This is a genomic window from Pseudomonas syringae group sp. J254-4, from assembly GCF_032586855.1.
In the GTDB taxonomy this organism is placed as follows: domain Bacteria; phylum Pseudomonadota; class Gammaproteobacteria; order Pseudomonadales; family Pseudomonadaceae; genus Aquipseudomonas; species Aquipseudomonas amygdali.
In genome coordinates, this window is the sequence record NZ_JAWHOO010000018.1 from 133,744 (window position 1) to 140,066 (window position 6,323).

Annotated in this window: 6 protein-coding genes and 1 pseudogene; 1 reads left to right on the top strand and 6 read right to left on the bottom strand. The window is 49.4% G+C overall.

Annotated features, from left to right (window positions below; translation table 11 throughout):
• Positions 1–219 precede the first annotated feature (219 nt).
• Positions 220–1,818 (top strand): glycoside hydrolase family 28 protein, encoded by a 1,599-nt coding sequence (locus tag RYB09_RS20250; RefSeq protein WP_058399685.1) that lies wholly within the window; start codon positions 220–222, stop codon positions 1,816–1,818.
• 168 nt (positions 1,819–1,986) lie between these two features.
• Here RYB09_RS20250 and RYB09_RS20255 read toward each other — a convergent pair.
• The 6 genes and pseudogenes from RYB09_RS20255 to RYB09_RS20280 form a co-directional block, all read right to left on the bottom strand.
• Positions 1,987–2,190: pseudogene (locus RYB09_RS20255) on the bottom strand (filamentous hemagglutinin family protein); the annotation flags it as partial.
• Positions 2,191–2,582: 392 nt separating this feature from the next.
• Positions 2,583–2,708 (bottom strand): hypothetical protein, encoded by a 126-nt coding sequence (locus RYB09_RS20260; RefSeq protein WP_264674875.1) that lies wholly within the window; start codon positions 2,706–2,708, stop codon positions 2,583–2,585.
• Between the two features lie 714 nt (positions 2,709–3,422).
• The gene (locus RYB09_RS20265; RefSeq protein ID WP_080396154.1) at positions 3,423–3,779 is read right to left on the bottom strand and encodes a hypothetical protein; all 357 of its coding nucleotides are present in this window, start codon (positions 3,777–3,779) and stop codon (positions 3,423–3,425) included.
• A gap of 368 nt (positions 3,780–4,147) precedes the next feature.
• Positions 4,148–4,600, bottom strand: a complete 453-nt coding sequence (locus RYB09_RS20270) for a hypothetical protein (RefSeq protein ID WP_058399683.1) — start codon at positions 4,598–4,600, stop codon at positions 4,148–4,150.
• Between the two features lie 745 nt (positions 4,601–5,345).
• Positions 5,346–5,702 (bottom strand): hypothetical protein, encoded by a 357-nt coding sequence (locus RYB09_RS20275; RefSeq protein WP_058399682.1) that lies wholly within the window; start codon positions 5,700–5,702, stop codon positions 5,346–5,348.
• Positions 5,699–6,323, bottom strand: a 625-nt coding sequence (locus RYB09_RS20280; RefSeq protein ID WP_316889929.1) for a CdiA family toxin C-terminal domain-containing protein, incomplete at its 5' end; no start/stop codon positions are given. The genes RYB09_RS20280 and RYB09_RS20275, both read right to left, overlap by 4 nt.

Below are 6,323 nucleotides of genomic sequence, written 5' to 3' on the forward strand. Positions count from 1 at the left end.
CCCGACTTCTGAAGGCGCGCCGATTCTAACGCCAAAAAACCGATTTACCAGAAGTTTCTGGATTGGCTACCGCCGATGAGAACCGTTCTTGAAACCGTCTACGGATGCACTAATCGCGGAACATGACAAAGAAATAATTTGTAGCGCCTTTCTATTTGACACATCTCTAAAATATCTTGGCCGACCCAACATGGTTACTCACTATCACAGGTCTCATAGATGCCAGGTCCCCTACAATTCGCCATCAACACTTTTCGGCAGACCTCCTGGATGGCCGCTTCCGTGGCCATGTCACTGACTTTCACCCTGCCCGCGCAGGCGGCCAGCGAGGCAGCCGTGGTGACACCATGGGGCACCATAAGCGAGCCACCCAGCCCACCAGTCTGCAAGCAACTTCAAGCGCACCTGACTCCCAGAGACGGTTCGCTGGACAGCGCTGACACTTCGGCGCTCGACTCCAGGCCTGACCAGGAGAATATCCAGAGTGCAATCAATGGGTGTGCTGCCGGACAAGCCGTACAGCTTGTCAAAGGTGAAGGCGACAACTCGGCATTCCTCAGCGGGCCTCTGCAATTGAAATCCGGCGTCACGCTCTGGATAGACGAAGGCGTAACGCTGTTTGCGTCACGTAACCCCAAGGACTACGACAACGGCAAAGGCACTTGCGGCGTCACTACAATTGCCAATCAGGATGCCTGCAGCTCACTGATTTCGGCCAAAAACACCCACTCCAGCGGCGTCATAGGCAAAGGCGTTATCGATGGTCGCGGCGGCAGCCTGCTTACCGCCGGGGCGAATGCCAATCTGCGCAGCTGGTGGGACCTTGTTTACCAGAAGACCTTGTCCAACGTTTATCAACAAAAGCCGCGCCTTATACAGGTCAGTGGCGGAACGGACTTCGTTATCCAGGGGCTGACGCTGCAAAACGCTCCGGACTTCAACATTGTGACTGACGGCGTGACCGGGGTGACTGTCTGGGGGATCAAGATTCTGAATCCAAGCCGGGTCTACAGTGTAGAAGGCTACCACTGCCCGAGCGGCTCGACGCCCGACCAGAAGACCCCAGGGACCTGCTTTACCCCGGAAACCGTGAAGAACACCGATGGCTTCGACCCCGGTCAATCGAACAAAGTATTGCTGGCCTACTCCTACATCAGCACAGGTGATGACAACGTAGCGATAAAGTCCAGCCGGATCTCCGGGAGCCGGGACCTGATGTTCGCGCACAATCATTTTTATTATGGCCACGGCCTGTCCATCGGCAGTGAAACCAACGGCGGCGTACACAATGTCAGCGTTGTGGATTTGGCGGCAGATGGCGGAGACAGCCAGGACGGCATCGGGCTAAGAATAAAGACGAGCGCCAAGAACGGTGGAAAGGTAGACGGTATCCGTTACGAAAATGTATGCATGCGCAACGTCAAATTCCCGCTGGTGTTCGACACCAACTACGGCAGTGCCAGCGGAACCTCGTACCCCGATCTCAGCGACATCACAGTGAAGGGCTTCCACTACCTGAACAGTCCGCGATTCGGTGGCGGCAAGATGACCTTCGCCGGTTACAGTGACAATGGCCATAAACGGCCGATTCTGATCACGCTGGATAACGTTGTCTTTGACGGTACTCAACCAACCTTCACAGCGCTTACCGCCACCCACTTCACAATTGGCCCAGGGCCGGTAAGCTTCTTCAACAAACTGGTGCCTTCGATAAAAGACGACATCACGGTGTCCGGCAGTCCAGGTGACGGCGCGCCGGTCGATTGCACGGCAGCGTTTGTACCGATGAAATCAGTGGTGCCTTGGGCTCCGTTTTAACGGACGTTTGTTGTCGGACAGCGCTGCGGGGGCTTGGAGTTCCCCGCAGATGGCTGTTTGGTTATGGATATCCTCACGGGAATAATAAAACACCATGAGCATATGAATGCTGGAAAGCTGAAATCAGCCACTGAACAGGATGTTGCTGACTTCGGTCGGGACGATGGTGACGTCGCGGCTGGCCTGGATGGTCATGTAGCGGCCGCTTTCCAGCACGCTGCCCTTGTTGATGACGTCGTCGTTGATCGCGGTCAGTGAGACATCATGGCCTGTGATGATGCCGCCAGCAGTGTTGATCAGGTCATTGCCCGCGAGCAGATCGAGCCGGTTACCAGCTTCTATCAGGCCGGCGTTGACCAGATTGTTACCGGCAATCAATGCACCGGTCGGGTCAACTCAACGATCGTGTTGCACTCGGTTCCTGCAACCGCCCTTTGATCATATTTTTCATATCACGCCAGCAGCCTTATATTAGCTCGAAGGCTAAACAGCACGCCATTTCACTTGACGCGCTAACTATATCATTCACTCTGCAAAACCAATCAATAGTCAAAAAATCACTTTACAAACGTATCAATATCACTCAGTGCACCCTCTATCTGCCCTGAAATCGCGCTATCATTTAAATGATCACGAAAGGCCGTAATCACCCTAACTTTATCTAGTTTCTGATGAATTCTAGCGACATGTCCCAGGCAAGTTGCCGACAACCCCCTAATATCAGGATTGCTACTTTCAAGCCCATCCAAAAACTTTCTCTGCGCTCACTCCCAGTCTGGATCATAAAAAGCAATTGACAACAATGCCTCACAAACAGATTTTATTTCCTTTGAGTCCAAAGCTTTTTCAACAGTGCTTCTGTCATAAACAGGAGAATTTTTATAACTCATTACCTATCTCCGCCAATTAAAACATCACCTTTCCGATCGACCATGCCTGCCTACTGCAAAGCCCGTTGCCTATCTGAGTCCAAGTCCCCCCAAGCTTGAAAGGACATATTCAATTTTTGTAGGTCAGACCAAGCGCCACTGAGTGCAGACTGGGTTACACCAATGCCGCCATCCCCTCCTGCAAATTGTTCTAATGCGTGATTTGAATAGCTAGTGATTTGTGTAGTTGCCCTGGCTCCAGCGGCCTGCTCAGCAGCCATCTGCATTATAGGTCTAGCAGCACTGGCCGCGCTGCTCGCTCCTGACTCAGCAGTAGAGGGAACGCCTTTTGGACCAACTCAACTTTTGCCTTTGATATGATTTCGCCACGGCACAAGCAGCTCCTCCAGCAAGACTCGATCAATAACACCATCATCAATGGTACCCACAAAAGTAGTACCTAACTGAAACTCAAAGGAAATATTTTCTTTTTCAGGTAGTTTTTTACGGCACGAATTAGTTCTTACACCTCATCTAGATTTTTCGAGCCCATATTAATAGAGAGTGTATTTTGCTGCAGTGCTGAATAAAGCTCTAATATTCTACCCACTACTTCTGCGCCCCTTCATCTATTGGGCCAATAAAGGTTGGCGGGGGCAATGCTCCATATTTGTCCAAGCCCGGGTAGCCTTGTCAAATATTAGTTCTACCGCACCACCTGCCGCTTTTGCATCATCAAATTACTAATATTGGAGACACACCAAACTTTGTCGTCAGAACATAAGATTCCAAACCATTTAAATCTGGAACAATCACCAAAGATCCCACACCTCCAAAATCAAGCACTAATACTCCCCCCGCATCAAGAAATGCATTCTCAATTTTATGATTCAAAAAATCAAGAAACAGTATACCAGTAGCAACTTTCTCACCGTGCCCCCACCGCTCGCCGTGTTTACTATTGCTTTTAAAAGGACACTGAATTAATAAGGTCACTCCATTTCCGAAAATAAGAATCTGCGAACCTACACCAATAGTCACACCTGTCAGCACTGCTGACCTTAACTCCGCCAAATCTGATTCGTTAATCATATTTTCCTCTTAACGTTTAGGCAGCACGGTATTAGGTGGCAGTGGTACATGCGTATCTCCCCTTGCACCAGTTCCACCCGTGGCCGGGTTTATAGGTTGTCCATTTTTCACCGATATCCAGTAGCCATTCTCCAGACCGGGAACTGGCGTTGAGCCTGAAGGCATCAACCGAATGTATGTGCTGCTTGGAGCACTTGGGTCGGATCCCGGTGGATAATATATTGTACTGCCTTGTGTTTTACCTGGACGACTCACCCAGCCGGAGGAATAACTGCCCCCTGAGGAGGATTCGATAGAGGTTGCAATTTTGGAGGGATTTTGGGACCAGGACTGATGGAACCTGTCTCTTTTGCACCGAGTAGTGAATATTAATCAATCGACTCGATCTGGAAAACTAAAGTAGAAAAGTCGACTACCTCAGTACCGCCACTACACTCCAATTTTTTTATGCAACCCTCCTCATTTATTACAATTCCTGCGTTCCCAACCCAAGCCTGCACGATATCGTTCACACGCCATACATTCCAGACCTTTAGCTCGCAAGCTTTTTTGGACACCACCGTAAAAAAAACTGACTCCGGGCTAGTATCAGACCATAAAATTATTTCAGAGTGACGCTGGTTATTTACTTCTAGCTCGCCCTTTACCACTTTTAAACGCAGTCCAGACACCAGCTGTTTAGATGATTTCAACCTTCGAGCCAAGAATCTGCTTCGGCCTGCCCTAATCTTTTTTTGAAAAATCGGGTGCGCAAGCCCCTCAGCAACTTCAATAGGAGCCCCTCGAGTCCGCTGAAAAATTGAAGACAGTGTTTCCGTCATTTATCAATATCCTGGCTTTCGGTAAGGATCGACAGCGGCGTGATCTTGCGGCCAACGAGGAACAAAGTCTTTCCCTCCATCCCGAGCAGGAATGGGTTCGTGACTCAACTCCACCTTTATCCGCATTATATCGCTGCGGTGCGAGCCCTTTACTCATTCGATCAAGGTTCTCTGATCCATATGTACTCGCAGCATCGGGAGCAGATGCCTCGTTTTTCCAAAACCTAGCCCGGACAGCAGACCAAGAAGGGTCGTGACCTTTAGCCGTTTGATTATAAACATCATCACCAACCTTCCATCCTTTCTTCACGGGCGGACTGTCGATCTGGGCAGATGCTTTTGCACCCAGTGTACTCGTACCAACGGATGATCTTCCGCCCAGCAACGTCATCCCTGCTGCAGCCATCAGGTCGGTAAGCAGAGTAGCACGCTCTTTTACATCTGTTATTGATCTCCCCTTCTGAGCATCGAGCCAGCTCGTGTCTTTGAACCACTGATCAAGCCCGGCCGTTTCCTCAGGTGTCAGCCATCCTTCCTTCACGTTTTTGGCGTAAACCATCTGCTTATCAGAAACGTGTACTGTGAAGCAGCCGATTATAGGACGTAGCACTACCGGCCACCCACGATCCTGTCTGTAAGCGTGTCGTGGTAGGTACTTACCCTTAGTAAGCTACAGCTCAGCGCCGAACATTAATTCAACATCAAAATAACAATGAGAGCTGACAGCTGGATCTTTCTCACCAATTCAAAGTCCATACTTAATTATGAGGCTAACCACCTCATCAGCTTTTGTCGGTTCTTTATCAGCAAGGGCAAGCAAAGAATCCTTTAGAGCTTCGCGAACGATTTCAGCGCTGTAGTTCATGTGCGCCGGTTCTATCCCACTAAAGTTGACATCCGCGGAGAAATCATAGGACTCATAACCAACCTCATTTCTCAAAAATTCAAATTCCCAGCCCGGGTCCCCCAAAAGCCCACTGCCATGTGTAAAAAATCTCTTTAAAAGCTTTTCCAAGCTGACATCAGAATAATATTGTATAGCGAACCAGAGCACCCAGAACAATAAGTCCCTGTCGTCCCCCGGAAGCTTTCCCCACTTCACTTAACGACACCGACTGGAAATGCCGTCGGGACATACATTTGCTCACTCTTGATATTTATCGGAACCTGAAATCTAACTTTACCCACAACAACCTCCTGCAATGAATTACCTGTTACCTGATACTGAAGCAGCGCTTTGTAAGCAGCTTCATTAGCCATATTTGGCATATCTGGATATGTTTTTGGATCATACACTGTCTTTACTGCATCTTTTGTAGAATTCGGCAGCTGATATTCGACCTTATAGATTCCAGGAGCAACCTCTATTTTCGATGAAATCGTCCCTGAATACTCAGTTAGCGCTTGCATAAAACTATCCATATCATGCCCTCCCGATATCTGCTTCCCTGAGCGAGTCGCATCTACGAGATGATCTTTCAGATCAGGCCGAACAACACCACGACCAACAAAATCGGCGTCTGGTAAAAGATTATCTGGTAGCCCAAGGTTGGTACCACCTTTCACGCTAGCCTCAGATTGAACCCACTTACCCCCAACCCACTTGACCGCAAACCCACCAATCTCTGCAGTGATCAAACCACTGACGACGTCAAATATCAACCCACCCGCCTGCTGGTCGGATTGCGCCAGTAGTTTATCGCCTACTCGCTCAAGGCCTTGG

Excerpts from the sequence above, each read along its gene's own strand:
- RYB09_RS20265 (WP_080396154.1), bottom strand. The coding sequence starts at position 3,779 with ATGATTAACGAATCAGATTTGGCGGAGTTAAGGTCAGCAGTGCTGACA.
- RYB09_RS20260 (WP_264674875.1), bottom strand. The coding sequence starts at position 2,708 with ATGAGTTATAAAAATTCTCCTGTTTATGACAGAAGCACTGTTGAAAAA.
- RYB09_RS20270 (WP_058399683.1), bottom strand. The coding sequence starts at position 4,600 with ATGACGGAAACACTGTCTTCAATTTTTCAGCGGACTCGAGGGGCTCCT.
- RYB09_RS20250 (WP_058399685.1), top strand. The coding sequence starts at position 220 with ATGCCAGGTCCCCTACAATTCGCCATCAACACTTTTCGGCAGACCTCC.